We start from the raw sequence: 20,351 nt of genomic DNA, 5'->3' as shown, positions 1-20,351 counted from the left end.
GGTGATTTTGACTTTGAAGGAGTACGAATTTTCAGGGATGAATATCTTAAATATCTAAGCGATAAAGCACACTATTTCATTCCTAAAAACATTGAAACGAAGGCGCATCTCAACGCCTTCGTTGAAGTTTATGAGCAATCTGCTTTGGAGCAAGCCGAAAAAGTGGATCAAAAATTACAGGAAGGAACAGCGGGAAAACTGGCAGGTATGGTCATCGGCATCAAAGATGTTTTGTGCTATACCGACCATGAAGTAAACGCTTCCAGTAAAATTTTAGAAGGATTTCAGTCCCAATTCACCGCTACAGCCGTACAAAAGCTGCTGGAAGAAGATGCCATTATCATCGGTAGGTTAAATTGCGATGAATTCGGAATGGGGTCTTCCAATGAGAATACCGTGCATGGAAAAGTGCTCAATGCACTGGATGAAGAAAGAGTGCCTGGTGGATCATCAGGAGGATCTGCAGTAGCCGTACAGGCAAACCTTTGTACTACCTCTCTGGGGACAGACACAGGTGGGTCGGTTAGGCAGCCTGCAGCATTTACAGGACTGGTGGGTATCAAGCCTACCTACTCCAGGGTATCCAGGTTTGGCCTGATTGCCTATGCTTCTTCTTTTGACACCATCGGTGTATTTTCCAGAAACGTCAAAGACAATGCCCTGGTGATGGAAGTCATCGCAGGAGCTGATGAAAATGACAGTACCGTTTCCCAGAAAGAGGTACCTCAGTATAGCCAGTTATTGGACCTGAAAAAACCGGTCAAGGTGGCTTACCTGAAGGAAACCATTGAATCTGAAGCCCTTCAGCCGGAAATCAAGGCACACACCTTGGACGTGCTCAATAAACTTAAGGAAGAAGGTCATCAGGTAGAACAGGTAGATTTCCCTCTTTTGGAATACGTTCTCCCTACCTATTATATCCTTACCACAGCGGAGGCCAGTTCTAACCTTTCCCGCTTTGATGGCGTTAAATATGGGTACAGGTCTCCCAACGCGCACAACCTTGAGAGCATGTACAAACTCACCCGTTCGGAAGGATTTGGAGAAGAGGTTAAGCGAAGGATTATGTTGGGGACTTTTGTATTGAGCGCCAGCTATTACGATGCTTATTTTACCAAAGCACAGAAGGTCAGAAGACTGATCAAAGAGTTCACAGAAGATCTTTTGAACAAATTTGATTACATCGTTATGCCAACTACCCCCTCTACAGCGTTTAAGTTTGGGGAGCATAGTGATGACCCAGTAGCAATGTATCTGGAGGATCTGTTTACTGTACAGGCCTCTGTATCGGGAGTTCCGGCTATTTCAGTTCCAAACGGAAGCGATGACAAAGGCCTACCTATCGGCCTGCAGGTTATCACCAACTCCTTTAAAGAAGCGGAGCTGTTTGCCTTCGCCGATTATTTAATGAAGATCAAAGAACAATAATATTATACAACCATGAGAACCTGGAAATTATATACACTCTTATCACTGCTGATAAACTGTGTCCTGATTACCCTCACTCATGGTCAACAAGAAAGTGGTTTCATTCCAGCCGAAGAAGAGCTAGTAGAACCTGTATACAACTATGAATTCATTCCTGACTTCACTTACAGTGAAATCAAGGACAGGGTGAATACCATGGATACGGGAATGCCTTTTGAGCTGAATGAAACCATTTTTGCTTTTATCAATTACTTCACTGTCAGGAACAGGGAGTACGCCAAAATGACTTTGGAGCGTAAAGAAATCTATTTCCCTCTGTTCGAGGACGCTTTGAGACGTCATGGTATGCCCGAAGAAATCAAATACCTGGCAATCATCGAATCAGGACTGAATCCCAAGGCCAAATCACGCGTAGGTGCCATGGGCCTTTGGCAATTTATGCCAGCCACCGGCAGGGTCTATGACCTCCATGTGTCCAGGGATGTAGACGACAGGATGGATCCAGAACTGGCCACCGAAGCGGCCTGCAAATACCTTAAATCCCTTCACCGGATGTTTGGTGACTGGGAGCTTGCCCTTGCGGCCTATAATTGCGGCCCCGGAAATGTAAGGAAAGCCATCCGGAGATCCGGAGGAAAACATTCTTTTTGGGGCATTTATAATTGGCTCCCAAGGGAAACCAGGGGATATATCCCTCAGTTCCAGGCCATCATGTATGTTTTCAACTATGCCGATGAGCACAATTTGATATTGGAAGAGGGTACCTTCCCTGTAGCGCATGAAAAGATTAAATTCGGCCATGAAGTGGACCTCCAACAGCTCGCCGACATCAGCGGTGTGTGCCTTGAAGACCTAGAGTTTCTGAACCCTTCCATTCTCAACAAAAGAATTCCTCACGGAAACCATGCACTGAGAGTGCCTAAAGCCAATGCAGAATATCTGGCGGCTAATAAAGGTTGGATCATAGACTCCCTGCAGATCAGGGATGAAAAACTGCTGGCCAGTCAAAAAGAAGAAGAAGTTTCCCAGCCCAATGCCCCCGAGAAGCTTATCTACAAGGTAAGAAGAGGAGATGCACTAGGTAAAATAGCCAGCCGCTACGGTACTACAGTTACAGAAATCAAAAACTGGAACGGTCTTTACTCCAACAATATTAAAATCGGCCAGTATTTGACCATTTACCAGGATGCTAAGCAGTTCAATCAAAGTATTGCGGATAACAATCAAGCACAGCGAGATGCCACCTACATTAAGGAAAATCCCAAAACCTATATTGTCCAACCAGGAGACTCTTTATGGCTGATTGCAAGAAAATTAGAAGGAGTCAGTATCGAACAAATCAAACGACTCAATAAGCTGAACAACAATAAAATCAAACCAGGTCAAAAATTGATTATTGGATAAAACCGTTTTTTCAACTAAAAATTTAATTGATTTTTTTTCTGCCCCGTGCAATTTTTATAAATTGTAATCAGCTTTAACAAAACCCTTTCAAAACATGTCAACGAAAAGCATTTTATCCTTTTGCCTGATCATATTATTTGCCGGCATCATTATGGGCTGTGACAGCCTTACAAAGGGATCTGGTTCCAACAAACCCAAAGCAAGGGGCGGCCGAGGGGAAATCCTTCTGGTCATTGACTCCCTAAAGTACCAAGGTCCTGTAGGCGAAGCCTTGCAAGGCGTCTTTGAAGAAAATATCAAGGGCCTGGTCAGAGATGAGGCTATTTTTGATATCCGCAAAGTGGATCCCAGGGCCATGACCCGTATTTTAAAAATGGCCTATAATATCATTTATGTCACCACCTTTGATGACAAGAAACCGGGCAGCAGGCAGATCAGTGCCCTGTTCAGCTCCCAGTCCAAAGAAAAAGCCAAAGAAGACAAGTCACTTTTTATGCTCAGAAATGAGGATGAGTTTGCCCAGGGCCAAGAGGTCATTTACCTCTTTGGCAATAATGAGCAGGAGCTTATCTCCAACTTAAGGAATAACAAGGAAAGGTTACAAAACCTGTTTGAAGTCAGGGAAAGAAACCGGCTTGCAGAAGTACTGTTTAACAGGAGAAACGGAGCCATCGAAACCAAGGCCAAAGAACTGCTGAACATCAACCTTAAAGTGCCTGCCTCCTACCAGTTTGTCAAGGAGGAAGACAATTTCCTTTGGGCGCGCCAACCTACCCCGAGTACCCAAAGAGCTGACATCAGCCTTTTCTTTTATGAGACGGATTATGTATCCGAGGAACAGGTATTTCCGGAAAACATCATTTCACTCAGGGACTCCATTCTTAAATCCAGGATATTCGGAGATCCTTCCAATCCCAACTCTTTTATAAAAACGGAAACCCAACTGCCTCCTTCATTTAGGGATATCAAAGTGGACGACCACTATGCCGTGGAGATGCGCGGGCAATGGAAGACCAATAACATCAGCATGGGTGGCTCTTTTATATCCTATGTGGTCGTCAACGAAAAAGAAGGGAAACTATATTATTTGGAAGGTTTTCTGTATTACCCCAATGAAACCCACAAATCAGCCTTAAGGGAAATCGAAGCCATTTTGCTTGCCACCGAGCTTCCTTAAGGGCAAACACATCATATCCAAATTATAACTTTATATGGCAATTAAAATCAGAAAAGAGGACGCATTGGGATACCATACCCAAGGGAGTCCCGGAAAAATTGAAGTTGTCCCCACCAAGCCTTTATCCAGTCAGCTCGATCTGGCCCTAGCCTATTCCCCCGGTGTGGCGGAACCATGCTTGGAAATTGCAGCCCAAAAGGAGAATGTCTATAAGTATACTGCAAAAGGGAACTTAGTTGCCGTAATTTCTAACGGAACAGCTGTCCTAGGTTTAGGAGATATTGGACCTGAAGCCGGCAAGCCGGTCATGGAGGGCAAGGGAGTATTGTTTAAAAAGTTTGCAGGCATCGATGTCTTTGACATTGAAATAGATGAAAAAGACCCTGAAAAACTGATCCAGATCATCAAATCACTGGAGCCTACTTTTGGCGGGGTTAACCTGGAGGATATAAAAGCTCCGGAGTGCTTTGTCATCGAGCAGACCCTGAAGAAAGAAATGAAAATACCGGTCATGCACGATGACCAGCATGGCACTGCCATCATTTCGGGGGCAGCTCTACTCAATGCCCTGGAAATTGTAGAAAAAAACATAGAAGATATCCGCCTGGTAGTCAATGGTGCCGGCGCCTCTGCGGTTTCCTGTACACGCTTTTACATGTCTTTAGGCGTAAAGCGGGAAAACCTGATCATGTGTGACAAAGAAGGGATCATCCGGGCAGACCGCGATGACCTGGATGATATCAAAAATGAATTTGTCTACAGGGGTACCGACAAATCCACGCTGACAGAAGCTCTGGATGGTGCGGATGTCTTTTTAGGACTTTCAGCCGGCAACGTGGTCACTCCTGAAATGATCAAAAAAATGGCCCCCAACCCCATTGTTTTTGCCTTGGCCAATCCCAACCCGGAAATCCCCTATGAACTGGCCACCGAGGCACGCGAAGACCTGATCATGGCCACCGGCAGATCAGACTACCCTAACCAGGTCAATAATGTACTGGGTTTCCCCTATATTTTCAGAGGAGCCTTGGATGTTAGGGCTACAGCCATCAATGAGGAAATGAAACTTGCCGCAGCCCAAGCCATTGCCAAATTGGCCAAAGAACCTGTTCCGGACATTGTCAACAAAGCCTATGGCGATGATCAGCTGGGATTCGGAAGGAAGTACCTTATTCCTAAGCCTTTGGATCCACGACTGATTACTACTATTGCTCCTGCGGTGGCCAGAGCGGCCATGGAGTCCGGGGTGGCCCAAAACCCCATACTGGACTGGGATGCTTATGAACTTGAACTGCAGGAAAGGATCGGTATTGATCAGCGCCTGATGTCAAGGGTAATCTCCAGGGCCAAAAAGAATCCTAAGAAAGTGGTCTTTGCAGAAGCGGACAACCGTAAAATACTCAAGGCCGCCCAAATCATTTTGGATGAAAAAATCGGTGAGCCTATTCTACTAGGTAACCGGGAAACCATCTTGTCTTTGATCGCCGAAAACTCACTGGAACTGGGCAACGTGTCCATCATTGACCCTTATGAGGATCAAGAAAGACTGGAGAGGTACGGCAGCATTCTCTATGACAAGCGGAAAAGAAAAGGCATGACCCCGCAGGAAGGCCAAAAGCTCATGCGCGACCGAAACTACTTCGGAGCCATGATGGTACACCTTGGTGAGGCAGATGCCCTGATTTCCGGATTGACCAAGGATTATCCCAAGACGATTTTACCCGCACTGCATGTGATTGGGGTCAAAAAGGACGTGGACAGGGTCGCCGGTATGTATATCATGAATTCCGATAAAGGTCCATTTTTCTTCGCAGATACCACCGTCAACGTCAATCCAACAGCAGATCAGCTTGTCGAGATCATAGGACTGACTGCCGAGGCTGTACGTTTCTTTGACCTGGAACCAAGGATAGCAGTCCTCTCCTACTCCAATTTCGGTTCTGCCAAAGGAAATACCCCTACCAAAACCGCTCTGGCCACTGCTAAAGCCAAAGCAAAATTCCCTGAGCTGGTCATAGAAGGGGAAATGCAGGGTAATGTTGCCTTGAGCGAGGTGATTCAAAAGGAAACCTATCCGTTCAGTGCACTGGCAGACAAAAAAGCCAATACCCTTATTTTCCCTAACTTGAGTTCAGGAAATATCGCCTACAAATTGGTGGCCGGTATAGGAAATTCGGAAGCCATCGGCCCTGTGTTGCTTGGCATGAACAAACCCGTCCATATTCTACAATTGGGAAGTTCCATCCGAGAAATCGTCAACATGGTCGCCATAGCGGTGGTGGATGCTCAAAATCACAAAAAACATGATTGATTACCTAAAAGGAAAACTGGTATTTAAGGACCCTACTTATGTGATCATCGAAGTAAATGGCATCGGTTACCATGTCAAGATATCACTGGGTACATTTTCCAAAATAAAGGATGAGGAGCTGGTCACGCTCCTCACCCATCTTCATATCAAAGAGGATGCGCACACCTTGTACGGTTTCAGGGAGGACACAGAAAAAAAACTGTTTCTCCAGTTGATTTCTATAAGTGGCGTTGGCCCCAATACGGCCTTAATGATCCTCTCCTCATTGAATGTGGAAGAAATCCAGGCTTCCATAGTTCAAGAGGACCACAAAACCATTCAGCGCGTAAAAGGAATCGGTGCAAAAACTGCCCAAAGGATTGTTTTGGAACTCAAAGACAAAATCCAAAAAGACAATTTAATCAGCGGGGCGACAAGCCAAACAGGCTTTTTAAACCAGCACCATGCCATCAAGGACGAAGCCATTCAGGCTCTTATCACACTCGGTTTTACAAAGGCCGTAGCAGAGAAAAATATAACTGCCATTTTGAAAAAAAGCAGTACGGAAATTTCGTTGGAAGAATTAATTAAAGCATCTTTAAGGTCAACTTAATTTATAGGCAGCTTGACTATAACGAATTCACATTTTTTTTCGAACAATAAACCAGCTCTCTTTTATATAACAACAGTTTTGTTGTTAGTACCCTTTTTTTTTCTCTCCACAGAAGCAATTGGACAAACTGCCTCCAACGATACCATTCCCAATGAGCTGGATTCATTGGAAAAAAGGAGGAAGCTGCCTTCCTTTTTGCTTTGGGACAGCTACCGCACTTCCCCCCTGTATCCGAGACAAAATCCGCTGATCCAGAAAAGGTCTCCTTTTTATTATGAGGGCCCGCAAGAAAGGCAGGTGAAGGTTCAGATAGACACCACCATCCAGTATAAGGTATATGACCAATTGGATTCTACCGATACCTCACCCGGGTACTTCTATAACTTTGAGGATTTTTCCAGGATCCAGGAGTTGAAAATGAGACAGGAATATTGGAGAAACCGGTCCAGAGGCCTTTATGGAGAAAGTGCGGTCAGCAGTAGGAGCTTGATACCACCGATTACGATGAGCCCTACATTCGACAGGCTCTTTGGAGGAAGTGAGATCAACATCATTCCTACGGGCTATGTCAACCTGGACTTCGGAGGGATATTCAGAAGAATAGACAACCCTTCTATTCCCATTCGACAGCAGCGTAATGGAGGATTTAACTTTGACCAGCAAATCCAGATGAGCGTCAACGGAAGTCTTGGTCAGAAAATGCAGATCAATGCCAACTTTGACAGCAATAACTCCTTTGACTTTGAAAACCAGTTGAAAGTGGAGTACAGAGGCTTTGAAGAAGACATTGTCAAAAGTGTGGAAATCGGCAATGTGAGCATGCCGGTACAAAACAGCCTGATCCAGGGAGCCCAAAATCTCTTCGGCGTCAAAACCCAAATGCAGTTTGGAAAGCTCTTTATGACCGCTGTGGCCTCTACCCAACGTGGCAGAAGGGATGAAATAGTCATTGAAGGAGGAGGACAAGGAAGGCCTTTTGAAATAAGGGCTTCAGAATATGATGATAACCGGCACTTCTTCCTGTCGCATTTTTTCAGGGAAAACTACGAAAGATGGTTAAGGGGATTGCCACAGGTGCTTTCAGGAGTGAATATCACTCGGGTGGAAGTATATATCATGAACAGGGCGAACAATACCGAGACCCTGCGGAACTTTGTGGCCTTTATGGACCTTGGTGAAGGCCAGCGGATTTACCGTCCCGAAAACCCCAATATTGGTAGTGGAGTAACAGGAAGTCCAGCTGCCAACGGAGCCAATTTACTCTATCAAAGTATTACCTCCAACCCCTCTTTCAGGCCTTACGACAATGCCTCCACTGCTTTGGAACAGGATCTGAACCTGGTCAAAGGCACCGATTTCGAACAGGTCAATGGAGCCAGAAAACTGGCACCAAATGAATATACCTTCCACAAAGAATTAGGTTACCTGAGCCTCAACAGGAAATTGCAGAACGATGAAGTGGTCGCCGTCTCCTTTGAATATACTTATAACGGGCAATCCTACAAGGTCGGTGAAATGTCCGAGGACTACCAGGACCGTCCTGAATCCGAGGTGCTGTTCCTCAAATTACTTAGACCTGCCAGGATCAATGTCCGGGTTCCTACTTGGGACCTGATGATGAAAAACGTCTATAATTTTAATGCTAACCAGATCCAGAAAGAAGGTTTTCAACTACAGGTAATTTACCGGGACGACCGCACCGGATTGGACAACCCCAGCCTTTTGGAGGGTGAGCAGGTCAAAGATGTCCCTCTGATCAGGCTGATGGGGCTGGATAAGCTTAACCCCCAAAATGACCCTCAGCCAGATGGGAACTTTGATTTTGTCTCAGGCTTGACCATACTTCCCGAAAAGGGCATGCTGATTTTTCCTGTGCTGGAGCCCTTTGGGCAGACACTGGAAAACAAGTTTCTTCCCAATGAAGAAAGCCTGAAAAACAAGTTTGTTTACGACACCCTTTACCGCACCACAAAAGCCGATGCGGAACTGGTCACCAGGCTGAACAAGTACTACCTGAAAGGAAGTCTGACAGCAGGATCCGCTTCTGAGATCATGCTGCCAGGGCTAAACATTTCTGAAGGATCGGTGCTGGTCACCGCTGGCAATATCCCTTTGACCGAAGGTGTGGATTATACGGTGGATTACAATATTGGCCGGGTGGTGATTATCAATGAGGGCATCCTATCCTCCGGCAAACGGATCTCCATCAGTTTTGAAAAGGCGGATTTGGTCTCCTTCCAGACCCGAAGCCTGCTGGGCACCCGTTTTGATTACCTGTTCAACGATAACCTCAGCCTTGGCGGTACATTTCTCTACTTGAATGAGCGGCCCAACATTACCCGCATCAGTACAGGAAGTGAAACCATCAAGAACAGCCTCTGGGGACTGGACCTCAATTATAGCGACGAATCCAGGTGGCTGACCAAATTAGCCGATGCGCTGCCTTTCACGGACACCAAAGAAAAATCCCTGATCACCTTCAACGGTGAATTTGCCCATCTTATTCCCGGGACATCCAATAAAGTGAACGGTGAAGGGGCTTCCTATATTGACGATTTCGAAACGGCCGTTACGCCTTTTAGTCTGGGAGGATCTCCCCAAAACTGGAAGCTTTCGGCCACTCCCCGAACAGATGATAACCGTTTTGACCTAAGCATGCAGACGGAAGACCGCCTGGGAAATGCCTACAGAAGGGCGCGATTGGCATGGTACAATATTGACAACGTCTTTTATCGGGAAAGCGGACAGGGAGTCCCTGACAATATCACGGCCGAAGACCGACGTAACCACTATGTAAGAAGGGTCATTCCTCAGGAAATCTTCCCTCAGCGGGACAGGGATGTGATCATCACCCCTGAGCCTTTGTTTGAAATGGCCTATTTCCCCCATGAAAGGGGCATGTACAATTACAACCCAAACCTTGACCGGAGAGGCCTGCTCCCCAACCCTAAAGAAAATTACGGGGGCATTACCCGGGCAATTACCTCTGACGTTGACTTTGACCGGACGAACATCGAATACATTGAATTCTGGTTGATGGATCCGTTTATTTCAGGAGAAAACGGGCGTGTTTTGGACGGTGTTTTCAACGAGAACAACACCACTGGTGGGAAGCTAATGATCAATTTGGGGGAAGTGTCGGAGGATCTGATGAAAGACAGTCGGCACGCCTTTGAAAACGGTCTACCTGCAGATGGGGATTTAAGCGGTACCTCCGAAAATGAATGGGGACGGGTGACCCAGCAGCAGTACCTTACACCGGGCTTTGACAATTCGCCTGAAGCGCGTCCCAACCAAGATGTCGGCTTGGACGGCCTTAGCAGTGCGCAAGAGGCAACTTATTTTGCAGACCGCTTCCTTAACCGATTGAATGTGGATGCGGATGTTTATGAGGACATTGAAAGCGATCCTTCGGCAGACAAATTCCAATACTATCTGGGAAGTGACCTGGACCAAAACAACATCAAAATTCTGGAAAGGTATAAGCGATTTAACGGCCTGGAAAACAATACCCCGATCAATACTGACTCCAGCCTGCCCTATACCGCCTCCGGATCAAACAAGCCGGACAATGAAGACCTGAACAATGACAATACCATCAATGAAACAGAGAACTATTATGAATATGAAATAGATCTACGACCTGACAATTTGGTGGTGGGACAAAACAATATCGTCGACAAGGTCACCCATAATGAAAACGGGGATGAAGTCAATTGGTACCTTTTTAGAATTCCAGTTCGGCAGCCGGACAATGTACAGGGGGATATTTCTGGCTTCAAGTCATTAAGGTTTATCAGAACCTATCTGACGGATTTTGAGCAGCCGGTGGTCCTGAGGATGGCCAAGTTCCAAATGGTCGGCAGTCAATGGAGGACTTTCCAGGAATCGCTTTATGAAAGGGGGCTTTTTGAAGTTCCGGAGCCTGACCTGTCCAATCTCACCGTAGGGGTGGTAAATATTGAGGAAAACAGCCAAGGAGACACCGACCAAAGCCCCTATGTGCTTCCTCCCGGCATTATCCGGGACCGGGACAATACTTCCACCGTAGAGAGAAGGCTGAATGAACAATCGCTTCGGCTATGTATCGATAACTTGCAAAGCCGTGATGCCAGGGCTGTCTTTAAAAACGCCAACCTCGATCTGGTACAGTACGGAAGGCTTAAGATGTTTTTCCATGCAGACAGCGAAGACGCTACTGATGGGGAGCTCTCAGCATTTTTGAGGCTGGGCACCGACTATACGGACAACTATTACGAAATAGAAGTTCCGCTTAACATCACCCCTCCAGGCACCAGGGATCCGCGTCAAATCTGGCCAGAAGCCAATGAGATTGACATTGCCATCGATGAAATCGTAGGGGTCAAATCCGAAAGGGACAATAGCCAGTCTCCCCAAAACCTCCCTTACACTGCGCAGGTCAGGCAATATAAGGTGACCGTGGTTGGTAGACCGGAATTGAATTTTATTCAAGGGCTCATGATCGGGGTAAGAAATCCCTCCTCCACCGGAAGTGCCAGTAGGTCGGTCTGTGTATGGGCCAATGAGCTCAGGGTAGTTGACTTCAACAAGTCATCTGGATGGGCTGCAAATGCCCGCCTTAATGCTCAAATAGCCGATGTGGCGACCATTTCCTCCACCATAAGGCACAATACTTTTGGTTTTGGAGGATTGGAAACCAGGCTGTCACAGCGGTCCAGAGAATCCACCACCCAATACGATATTTCTGCCAATGTCCAGCTGGACAGATTGCTCCCTGAAGGGCTCAGGGTAAGCATTCCTATGTATGTGAGCATGGAAAATGCCCAGACCAAACCTCAGTTTGATCCACTAAACCCGGACGTTCCTTTTGATCTGGCCCTTTCCAAATTCAGGACCGATGCCGAACGGGAAGCTTATAAGGACTTGGTGCTCGACCAAGTAAAACGAAGAAATATCAGCTTTACCAATGTCAAGAAGATAAAAAAAGAGGATAATGAGAAAAACAGGCTGTATGACCTGTCCAACTTTTCCTTCTCTTACGCTTATGGATTGGTAAAACAAAGTAATATCAATACCGAAGACTATACTTTTGAAACCTATAAAGGAAACATCACTTATAGCTATCAACCCAGCCCTATGGTGGTGGAACCTTTCAAAAACTGGGAACTTTTGGAGAGCCCCTATTTACAACTGATCAAGGACTTCAACCTTAACCTTGCCCCTAGCCTGGTAACCGCCAGGGTGGATGTGGATAGGCGCTTTATGAGGACCCAATACAGAAATGACCAACTGGGCACAAACGGGGTGGATCCGCTTTTCCAGAAAAGTTTTTATATCAACAGGTTCTACAGCCTTAATTGGGACCTCACCAAAAACCTCAGTGTGGATTATACCGCCCGGGTAAACGCCATAGTGGACGAACCTGAAGGGGATCTGGACACTGAGGCCAAGCAGGATTCCGTAAGAAATAACTTTAAAGACTTTGGACGGACCACCAATTATAACCATTCCTTGGTCGCCAATTACCGCATCCCTACAGATAAAATCCCTTTCTTGGATTGGGTCAGTGCCGATATAAGGTACGAGGCCACCTACAGCTGGCTGACCGGTTCCATTGGGCAAAAAGACACTTTGGGAAATGTACTCCAAAATACCCGGGACCGTGCTTTCAACGGAAAACTTGACCTGATCAAACTTTATAATAAAGTCAACAAACTCAAAGCCCTAAATGCACCGAAACGTCCGACAATACCGGGAAGAAGGTCAAGTGATGCCCAGGATTCCATCAATACAGATGGGGTTTTCAACGGGCTGCTCAAATTTGCCATGATGGTGAAGGAAATCACCGGTAGGTACAATATCACCGAGGGCACATTCCTACCGGGTTATATGGAAAACACCGGGCTTTTCGGTTTGGACAGGAGCTTTATGAACCCCGGTCTTGGTTTTATATTTGGCAGTCAAAGCAGCGATATACGCTATGACCTGGCCAACCAAGGGCTAATGGCTCCAAGCAATGAACTGACCCAAACCTTCCGTCAGAACCAATCCAAAAACCTGCAGATCAATGCGATCATTGAACCCATAAAAGACCTGCGGATTACATTGGACATGAGAAAGAGGGAAACGGGCCAGTATGCGGAGATCTTCAGAAGAGAAGATGCCACGAGTGAAAACTACGTTTCCATTAACCCCAACAGGTTAGGTGCCTACAATATCAGCTATAACATGATCAAAACGGCCTTTGCCAAAGATGATGCGGATAATAACTCTCCACTGTTCCGTGACTTCGAAAGGTACCGATCAATAATAAAAACGAGATTGGAGGCACAAAACCCTGGCGGAGAGTACGAACTCAATGGACAGGATGTGCTGGTTCCGGCCTTCCTTGCAGCTTACTCTGGCCAATCAGCAGAGGAAGTTAAACTCAGCCCTTTCCCTAAATTCCCTTTGCCCAATTGGCGTTTGGAATACAGGGGCTTATCCAGGATCCCGGTATTCCAGGAGCATTTTAGTTCGATCAACCTGACCCACAATTACACCTCTGCCTATGATGTGAGTAATTTTTCCAATTCGCTGCTTTATCAGTCGGGACTGGAACTGTACAACTCCCTGCAAAACTATCCTATGGCAAGCATAACGGATGAATTTGGCAGTTACATCCCCGTATTTATCTTTAATCAGGTGGTCTTATCCGAGCGTTTTGCTCCATTGGTGGGCATAGATGTGCTTACCAAAAACAGGATGAGCATTTCCTTCGAATACAATACCGAGAGGAATGTAGGCCTGAATTTCTCCAATGCCCAAGTGACAGAGCAGAGCAGCCATGATTTCAGGTTTGATCTGGGCTATACCAAGTCAGGGGTAAAAATCCCCTTTAAGGTCCAGGGCCGTCAGGAGGTCTTGGACAATGACCTTGAGATCCGGATCAGCACAAGTATCGTGGACACCCAAACCCTGCAGCGGAAAACAGAGCAAGGCAGCACGGTCACCAGTGGAAATTTGAACCTGCAAATCCGTCCAACAGTAGGCTATATCATCAACCAAAACCTCAAAATCACGATGTATTTCGACCGAATGGTGAATGACCCGAGGATTTCCACAGCCTTTAGAAGAAGTTCCACTGCATTTGGCGGACAATTGAGATTTAATTTAGGCCAATAGGTTTTTAGATTTCATGAAAGCTTGTATTTTTGGCTTTGATTTAATCCTAAATATAGCATATGGACTTCCCAAAAGAATTAAAGTACACTAAAGACCACGAATGGGTCATGATTGACGGAGACACCGCAACCATTGGCATTACAGAATTTGCCCAAAGGGAGTTGGGCGACATTGTTTACGTAGAAGTGGAGACTGTCGGCGAAACTATTGAGAGTGGAGAAGTGTTTGGTACTGTAGAAGCAGTAAAGACTGTTTCTGATCTTTTCATGCCCTTGGAAGGAGAGATTATTGAGTTTAACGAAGAATTGGAGGGTTCCCCGGAACTGGTCAATGAATCTCCATATGAAGAGGGATGGATGATCAAAGTAAAATTTGAAAATCTGCCTGAGGACCTGCTTTCAGCGGAAGAATACGCGGAATTGGTAGGTGAATAAAGGCAGGTATTTTAGCGAAAGATACCTCCCTGCCATCCTCTGGTTGGTCTTACTGCTGGTCTTGACCTTGTCTCCCGGAGATAAACTTCCCGATACGGGTAAAATCGTCGGATTGGACAAAATCGGCCATTTCAGTCTGTTTGCGGGGCTTCTGTTCTTATGGAACAGGGCGGTAAATAGCAAAGAATTTAGATCCAAGAAAAACATATTTATCACTAACTACTTAGTTTTTGGATTGATCTTTGCTATATTAGTAGAAGTATTACAGCAGATGGTTCCCAACAGGGCCTTTGACTATGGAGACATTCTAGGCAATTTGACGGGAAGTGCGGCAGGTACCATTTGTTTTTATATTTTATATAAGAAGAAAAGTAAGCTTGTATAAATAAAAATAAATGGTTAGAATTGTTATCGCTAAAATGAAGCAAAGAATTATTAACCTTTATATTGAAGTATTAACCTATGGAAGCTAAAAAGACACCAAAAGCTGATTTGACCAAAAAGTCAGGAATGTTCCTGAATTTGGGGTTATTGATCAGCGTTGGTCTTACACTGGCTGCTTTCGAGTACAAAACCTACGAAACCGGAGAGTTGATGGACTTGGGAACAGTGGAAGACGATTTTGAGGAACTATTGGATATTCCCATTACCGAACAACCACCACCACCACCGCCACCGGTAGAACAGCCAATCATTGAGGAGATTCCTGATGAAGTAGAGATCGAAGAAAAAATTGAAGTAAACTTCGATGTGGATGTTCAGGAAGAAACGGTGATCAAAGAAGTGGTGATCGCAGATGCTCCAGTGGTAGAAAAAGCCGAGGAGATTTTCGACGTGGTAGAAACCATGCCTCAACCACCAGGTGGAATGGAAGGATGGAACAAATACTTGAGCAAAAACCTTAAGTATCCAACCCAAGCTCGAAGAATGGGTATCGAAGGTACGGTTTATGTCGTCTTCGTAGTAAACACGGATGGTAGTATCCAAGACGTGGACATCCTGAGAGGTATCGGCGGAGGTTGTGATGAGGAAGCCATGAGGGTAGTGAAAAATGCTCCTGCATGGACTCCTGGTAAGCAAAGAGGCCGACCTGTAAGGGTAAAAATGAGATTGCCGATCAGGTTCAAACTGAGCTAAGAAAACTTAGATTTGTAAAATACAACATAGGCTGTCAGACATGGCAGCCTATTTTTTTTTTGTTATAAACTTATTTACAGCTCTCAATATACTTTCAGCTTTCACCTCATCACCTTTGCTACTTTTTTCTTACAGGTAAAAAACACCCCACTGCTACGCCACGGCGCACAAGTACGCATCTAGAGAGCTAAAATTAAAGCCTGCTTTCATGCAGGCAAACTCCTCCCCTGTGCCTGCCAGTGACCATCCTTTTAAGTATTCCGTCAAACAAGCCTGCCTTTTTGCCTTCCCTCTCCTTTATTTTCTTAACACCCAATATCTGCAAGACGGATCTATCTATACAATTGAGGAGTTCCTTGAGGGCCTGGATAAGATATTATTCCTTATTAATGCTGGCCACTACAAATCATAAAGAACCAAATTTTCTTACCTCCCCACTTATCCGTTTAGCCTTTTTCCACCCATAGCAGTCCAAAAGTTTTTTTTGTTAGATAAGCAATTCCCCTATTTCTCCGATTGATCAATAGATTTAAATTGATTCTATATGGATTACTATGGGTAGACAAATTTAAGTTATTAAGAAGATCTAAATGACTTAATGTTCAAAGAGGTCCTTGCTTTAGCGGTAAAGATTTTTCACAATTAACAGGAAAATCAGCTAAAGCGGATAACTTAGACACTTCTGGCCCTGGGTTGGCACCCAGGGTTATTAATGTTTTGCCCTTACAGGTCTATAACCATTATTAAAAACAATCACAGGAGCACCCTAAAGGGGGGGGCTATATGGTTAACCCCGGGCCTGTCTGCCCAGGCAGGCAAGACGACAAAGGAGGCGCTGCCCGGGGCCTTGCCAACAGTCGCTTTAAGCATTAGCCGCCAAAACTATTCATAATGTCAACCATTTTCCGCTAATGCCTTTTGCCACCTTGAAAAGCCTTGCCGAAAATCCACCTCCAATCAATTAAACAGAAGAAACCTGTAATTGAAAGTTTTAGCAGGTTTAGCCACTACAAATCATATAGAAGCTTTAAATTTAAATAACTATTTATTTAGTTCTATAACTAATTTTTTCTATATTAGTAATATGGTAATAAGCGATATAGATGCAGTCAATTATCTGATCAACTGCAGGTACCACTGATAACACGTAGCAGTCCTTTGATGTAAGCGTTTTTAAAGTGGTTTTAAGGAATCCATTAGAAATTTACCCTCAACTAACCTAACTGTTTATGGAAGCTAAAAAAACACCGAAAGCTGACTTGAGTCGAAAGTATGGGCTTTTCTTGAACATCGGCCTATTGATCAGCCTAAGTCTGGTATTGGCAGCCTTTGAATTCAAGTCCTATTCGACTATTGTCCCCAAAGATCTTGAAAAGGACACCAATGACTTTCCGGATATATTGGATATCCCCGTAACCGTCCAAAAGCTCCCTCCTCCCCCGAAAATAGAGCAACCAGAAGTAGAGGAAGTCCCCAATGAAGAAGAAATCCTTGATAATTTGGACCTTGATTTTGATATAAACCTTCCTGAAAACGCCTCAATAGAAGACATTGCCTTTGATAATACCCCACCTATCGTGGACAAGGCTGATGAAATTGTAGATTTTGCCGAAAAGATGCCGGAATTCCCCGGTGGTTTGAAGGCTTGGGGAAAGTTTCTCTACGATAACCTCAAATATCCCAGCCAGGCCAGAAGGATGGGGATTCAAGGGACGGTATACCTGGTATTTGTGGTGAATACCGACGGGTCCATTCAAGATGTGGAAATCTTAAGGGGGGTGGATGGAGGTTGTAGTGAAGAGGCAATAAGGGTCTTAAAGAAAGCCCCCAACTGGAAGCCCGGACTCCAAGGTGGCCGGCCGGTAAGGGTAAAAATGAGATTACCGATCAAGTTCCAATTGAATTAATTTTTGGGTTATGTTTCTCAAAGGCAGGATGTTTGAAAAAACACCTGTCTTTGTCCTATTTGAGCCTAAAAATCATTTTAATGGGAACGAATTTTGTATTACTTTTGTCATCTTTAGGAAATGGGGCTGACCGGTTTTGACAGTAGGTGTGAAGACTGGGCTCGCATGTCGGGTGGAGCATGTACGTCCGTGAATAATTCATGCGAACTATAATTGGCGAATCTAATTACGCCATGGCTGCCTAATCAGACCCAATAGGGACTGATACTGCTTAAAGGGTTGAGTTACGATAGTAATTCCCCGGCCACATCCCGCAGCTCTCTGACTTGGCAGAGCTGATCTTGGGGTGTCGACTTGCCAGGACTAGTGCCGAAGATGCTATTAATCCGGTGCGAAACTCAAATAGCTAAGCTCTACGGTAGCTGTGTCATCCAGCAGCCCTGAGACGAAAACCTAACAGGTGACTAAACATGTAGACGGTACAGTGTTTCCCTATCTGGACCAGGGTTCGAATCCCTGCAGCTCCACTTAGCTCCTTGTAAACCAGTGACTTACAACTGATTACAAGGAGTTTTCTTTTTCTAGTCACATATAAGTCACAAAATTTATTTTTTCTTAAAAAAATTTTTCTTGACTCCATAATCTTACTCAAAATTTACCAATTGTAAGTATTCAAACAAAACTGGACTTTTTATGAATAAAAATGATTTAAAGAGATGCCGTTTGCAAAAACAGAACATGTTTGCCGCACGCCTTTTCCCTAATGCGAGAAAAGAGGAACTGGAACAGATTACGAGGCTTTTTCTCATTCTATTTTATCTTGATGACAAGGCCGATTCCTATAAAGGGAAGGATCGGATCATCTTCTGGAAATACCTTACTCAGTTTAACCAACAGATAGGGAAAGGCAATATAATAACTGGGAATACAGCAATACCCGAAACGTATAGGCAACTCCACTGGGGATGGTTTAGGGACCGGTCAAGGGAAAAGAGGCTAGGAACAAAGCTTGCCCGATATATTGGAAAATTCCTTAAAGCTGGCCTTTGGGAGGCCAAAAATTTGGCAAGAAATAAGCAGCCCAGCATTCTTAAATACGTTCAACAACTCAAACATTGTTTGGGCGCAGGAATTGCCGTTGAGCTACTGGGCTACCTTGATGGACATGACTTCCCCCCTGAACTGTTCCACCATAAAAGTCTTTTACCACTGTACCAGACCATTACCGAGATCATCTGCTTTTCCAATGACCTTGCCTCTTTCGAAAAGGAAGAAAGGGACGGCGATTTCCATAACCTTGTCCTGCTGAAGGAATATCAGTACAACATCCCACGCAAACAGGCCATCAAAGCAGTCCAAACATTAGAAAAAGTCACCTTATTTTCGCAGTAAGCAACAAACTCAAGATGGCTTGAGTACCAAAACAAAAAACGAGGTGAAGATTCACCTCGTTTTTTGTTTAACTTCGTAAAGATATGTCGTTTACCTTAAATATACTGGTTAAGGATATTCTCATACATTTCCTGTTTGCCGCTGGTCAAGCTTGGCTCGCCATTGGACAGTGCATGGGCCCTCAAATCCTCTAAGGTCAGCTTTCCTGCTTCAAACTCCTGTCCTTTTCCTTCATCAAATGAAGCATAGCGGGCTTTTCTCAACGCCTTGTACTCCGATTTTTCCAAAATATCGTTGGCAATCAATAATGCCCTTGCAAATGCATCCATACTTCCGATATGGGCATGGAACAGGTCATCGAGGTCCGTTGAATTCCTGCGCACCTTCGCATCAAAGTTCACTCCTCCACCTTGGATTCCTCCTGCTTCCAGGATCACCAACAGTGACTCGGTCAATTCCTGGAGGTTAAGGGCAAACTGATCCGTATCCCAACCGTTTTGGTAATCTCCTCTGTTGGCATCAATACTTCCCAACATTCCCGCATCTGCTGCTACCTGCAGCTCATGCTGGAAAGTATGGCCGGCAAGCGTAGCGTGGTTTACTTCAATGTTTAACTTGAAATCCTTGTCCAAGCCATAGTGCCGAAGAAAGCCTACCACCGTAGCCGCGTCATAATCATACTGGTGTTTGGTAGGTTCCATCGGCTTAGGTTCAATCAGGAAGTTACCTTTAAAGCCATTCTTACGCGCATAGTCCCTGGCCATGGTCAGAAATTGGGCTAGATGCTCCGTTTCCCGCTTCATATCGGTATTCAACAGGGACATGTAGCCTTCTCGGCCACCCCAGAACACATAATTTTCCCCGCCTAAAGCAATGGTCGCATCGATGGAATTTTTCACTTGGGTAGCAGCCCAGGAAACCACGTTAAAATCAGGATTGGTAGAAGCCCCGTTCATATAGCGTGGATTGCTGAAAACATTGGCCGTTCCCCAAAGCAACTTCACTCCGGTCTCTTCCTGCTTTTGTTTTGCATAAGCGGTAATGGCCTTCATTCTGCTTTCGTACTCTTCGATAGAGGCTCCCTCATCGATCAAGTCCACATCGTGAAAACAATAGTATGGAGCTCCTATTTTGGTAATGAATTCAAAGGCAGCATCCATCTTGTCCTTGGCACGCTGCAGGGCATCAGCTGACTTGTCCCATTCATAATTGCGGGTACCTGGACCAAATGGATCATCCCCGGAACCATTAAAGGAATGCCAATAAGCAATGGCAAACTTGAAATGATCTTTCATCGTTTTACCGGCCACCACTCGGTTTTCATCATAAAATTTAAAGGCAAAAGGATTCTTGGAATCACGGCCTTCGTACTTCACTTTATCTACGCTTGGGAAATAGGTCTTTGACATTTTTTTGTATTGAT

Annotated in this window: 12 protein-coding genes and 1 other RNA gene; 12 read left to right on the top strand and 1 reads right to left on the bottom strand. The window is 45.1% G+C overall.

Translation table 11 applies throughout. From position 1 onward, the window contains the following. Positions 1-27: 27 nt before the first annotated feature. The 12 genes from gatA (at position 28) to ACYVAA_RS13185 (ending at position 18,928) form a co-directional block, all read left to right on the top strand. A complete protein-coding gene (gene gatA, locus ACYVAA_RS13240; RefSeq protein WP_460542437.1) occupies positions 28-1,428 on the top strand; it encodes an Asp-tRNA(Asn)/Glu-tRNA(Gln) amidotransferase subunit GatA in 1,401 nt (466 codons plus the stop codon). A gap of 12 nt (positions 1,429-1,440) precedes the next feature. Further along, entirely contained in the window at positions 1,441-2,832 is a 1,392-nt protein-coding gene (locus ACYVAA_RS13235; protein WP_460542435.1) for a lytic transglycosylase domain-containing protein, read from the top strand. A 94-nt stretch (positions 2,833-2,926) separates the two neighbouring features. Further along, positions 2,927-4,009, top strand: a complete 1,083-nt coding sequence (locus ACYVAA_RS13230; RefSeq protein WP_460542433.1) for a DUF4837 family protein — start codon at positions 2,927-2,929, stop codon at positions 4,007-4,009. A gap of 34 nt (positions 4,010-4,043) precedes the next feature. Continuing rightward, positions 4,044-6,320 carry an NADP-dependent malic enzyme gene (locus ACYVAA_RS13225; RefSeq protein ID WP_460542431.1) on the top strand — a complete coding sequence of 759 codons (2,277 nt, stop codon included), beginning with the start codon at positions 4,044-4,046 and terminating at the stop codon, positions 6,318-6,320. Next, complete coding sequence (ruvA, locus tag ACYVAA_RS13220) at positions 6,313-6,912, top strand: Holliday junction branch migration protein RuvA (RefSeq protein ID WP_460542429.1); 600 nt, start codon at positions 6,313-6,315, stop codon at positions 6,910-6,912. Before ACYVAA_RS13225 ends, ruvA begins: the two co-directional genes overlap by 8 nt. An 81-nt stretch (positions 6,913-6,993) precedes the next feature. Further along, entirely contained in the window at positions 6,994-14,058 is a 7,065-nt protein-coding gene (gene sov / locus ACYVAA_RS13215) for a T9SS outer membrane translocon Sov/SprA (protein WP_460542427.1), read from the top strand. A 59-nt stretch (positions 14,059-14,117) separates the two neighbouring features. Continuing rightward, the gene (gene gcvH, locus ACYVAA_RS13210; protein ID WP_460542425.1) at positions 14,118-14,492 is read left to right on the top strand and encodes a glycine cleavage system protein H; all 375 of its coding nucleotides are present in this window, start codon (positions 14,118-14,120) and stop codon (positions 14,490-14,492) included. Continuing rightward, the gene (locus tag ACYVAA_RS13205) at positions 14,485-14,877 is read left to right on the top strand and encodes a VanZ family protein (RefSeq protein ID WP_460542423.1); all 393 of its coding nucleotides are present in this window, start codon (positions 14,485-14,487) and stop codon (positions 14,875-14,877) included. The genes gcvH and ACYVAA_RS13205 overlap by 8 nt, the downstream gene beginning before the upstream one ends. 77 nt (positions 14,878-14,954) lie before the next feature. Further along, positions 14,955-15,629: an energy transducer TonB gene (locus tag ACYVAA_RS13200; protein ID WP_460542421.1), complete on the top strand. Its 675-nt coding sequence runs from the start codon at positions 14,955-14,957 to the stop codon at positions 15,627-15,629. A gap of 1,229 nt (positions 15,630-16,858) precedes the next feature. Then, positions 16,859-17,536 (top strand): energy transducer TonB, encoded by a 678-nt coding sequence (locus tag ACYVAA_RS13195; RefSeq protein ID WP_460542419.1) that lies wholly within the window; start codon positions 16,859-16,861, stop codon positions 17,534-17,536. Between the two features lie 122 nt (positions 17,537-17,658). After that, positions 17,659-18,066: a transfer-messenger RNA gene (ssrA, locus tag ACYVAA_RS13190) on the top strand. A gap of 163 nt (positions 18,067-18,229) precedes the next feature. Next, positions 18,230-18,928: a terpene synthase family protein gene (locus tag ACYVAA_RS13185; RefSeq protein WP_460542417.1), complete on the top strand. Its 699-nt coding sequence runs from the start codon at positions 18,230-18,232 to the stop codon at positions 18,926-18,928. Between the two features lie 95 nt (positions 18,929-19,023). Here the strand turns inward: ACYVAA_RS13185 and xylA are convergent, their stop codons facing one another. Then, a complete protein-coding gene (gene xylA / locus ACYVAA_RS13180) occupies positions 19,024-20,337 on the bottom strand; it encodes a xylose isomerase (protein ID WP_460542415.1) in 1,314 nt (437 codons plus the stop codon). Positions 20,338-20,351 lie beyond the last annotated feature (14 nt).

This window comes from Echinicola sediminis, from assembly GCF_054777495.1.
This window is presented reverse-complemented; position numbering and strand designations above follow the sequence as displayed.

Coding starts and splice junctions, on each gene's coding strand:
- ACYVAA_RS13235 (WP_460542435.1), top strand. CDS start 1,441: ATGAGAACCTGGAAATTATATACACTCTTATCACTGCTGATAAACTGT.
- ACYVAA_RS13230 (WP_460542433.1), top strand. CDS start 2,927: ATGTCAACGAAAAGCATTTTATCCTTTTGCCTGATCATATTATTTGCC.
- ACYVAA_RS13225 (WP_460542431.1), top strand. CDS start 4,044: ATGGCAATTAAAATCAGAAAAGAGGACGCATTGGGATACCATACCCAA.
- ruvA (WP_460542429.1), top strand. CDS start 6,313: ATGATTGATTACCTAAAAGGAAAACTGGTATTTAAGGACCCTACTTAT.
- gcvH (WP_460542425.1), top strand. CDS start 14,118: ATGGACTTCCCAAAAGAATTAAAGTACACTAAAGACCACGAATGGGTC.
- ACYVAA_RS13200 (WP_460542421.1), top strand. CDS start 14,955: ATGGAAGCTAAAAAGACACCAAAAGCTGATTTGACCAAAAAGTCAGGA.
- ACYVAA_RS13195 (WP_460542419.1), top strand. CDS start 16,859: ATGGAAGCTAAAAAAACACCGAAAGCTGACTTGAGTCGAAAGTATGGG.
- ACYVAA_RS13185 (WP_460542417.1), top strand. CDS start 18,230: ATGAATAAAAATGATTTAAAGAGATGCCGTTTGCAAAAACAGAACATG.
- xylA (WP_460542415.1), bottom strand. CDS start 20,337: ATGTCAAAGACCTATTTCCCAAGCGTAGATAAAGTGAAGTACGAAGGC.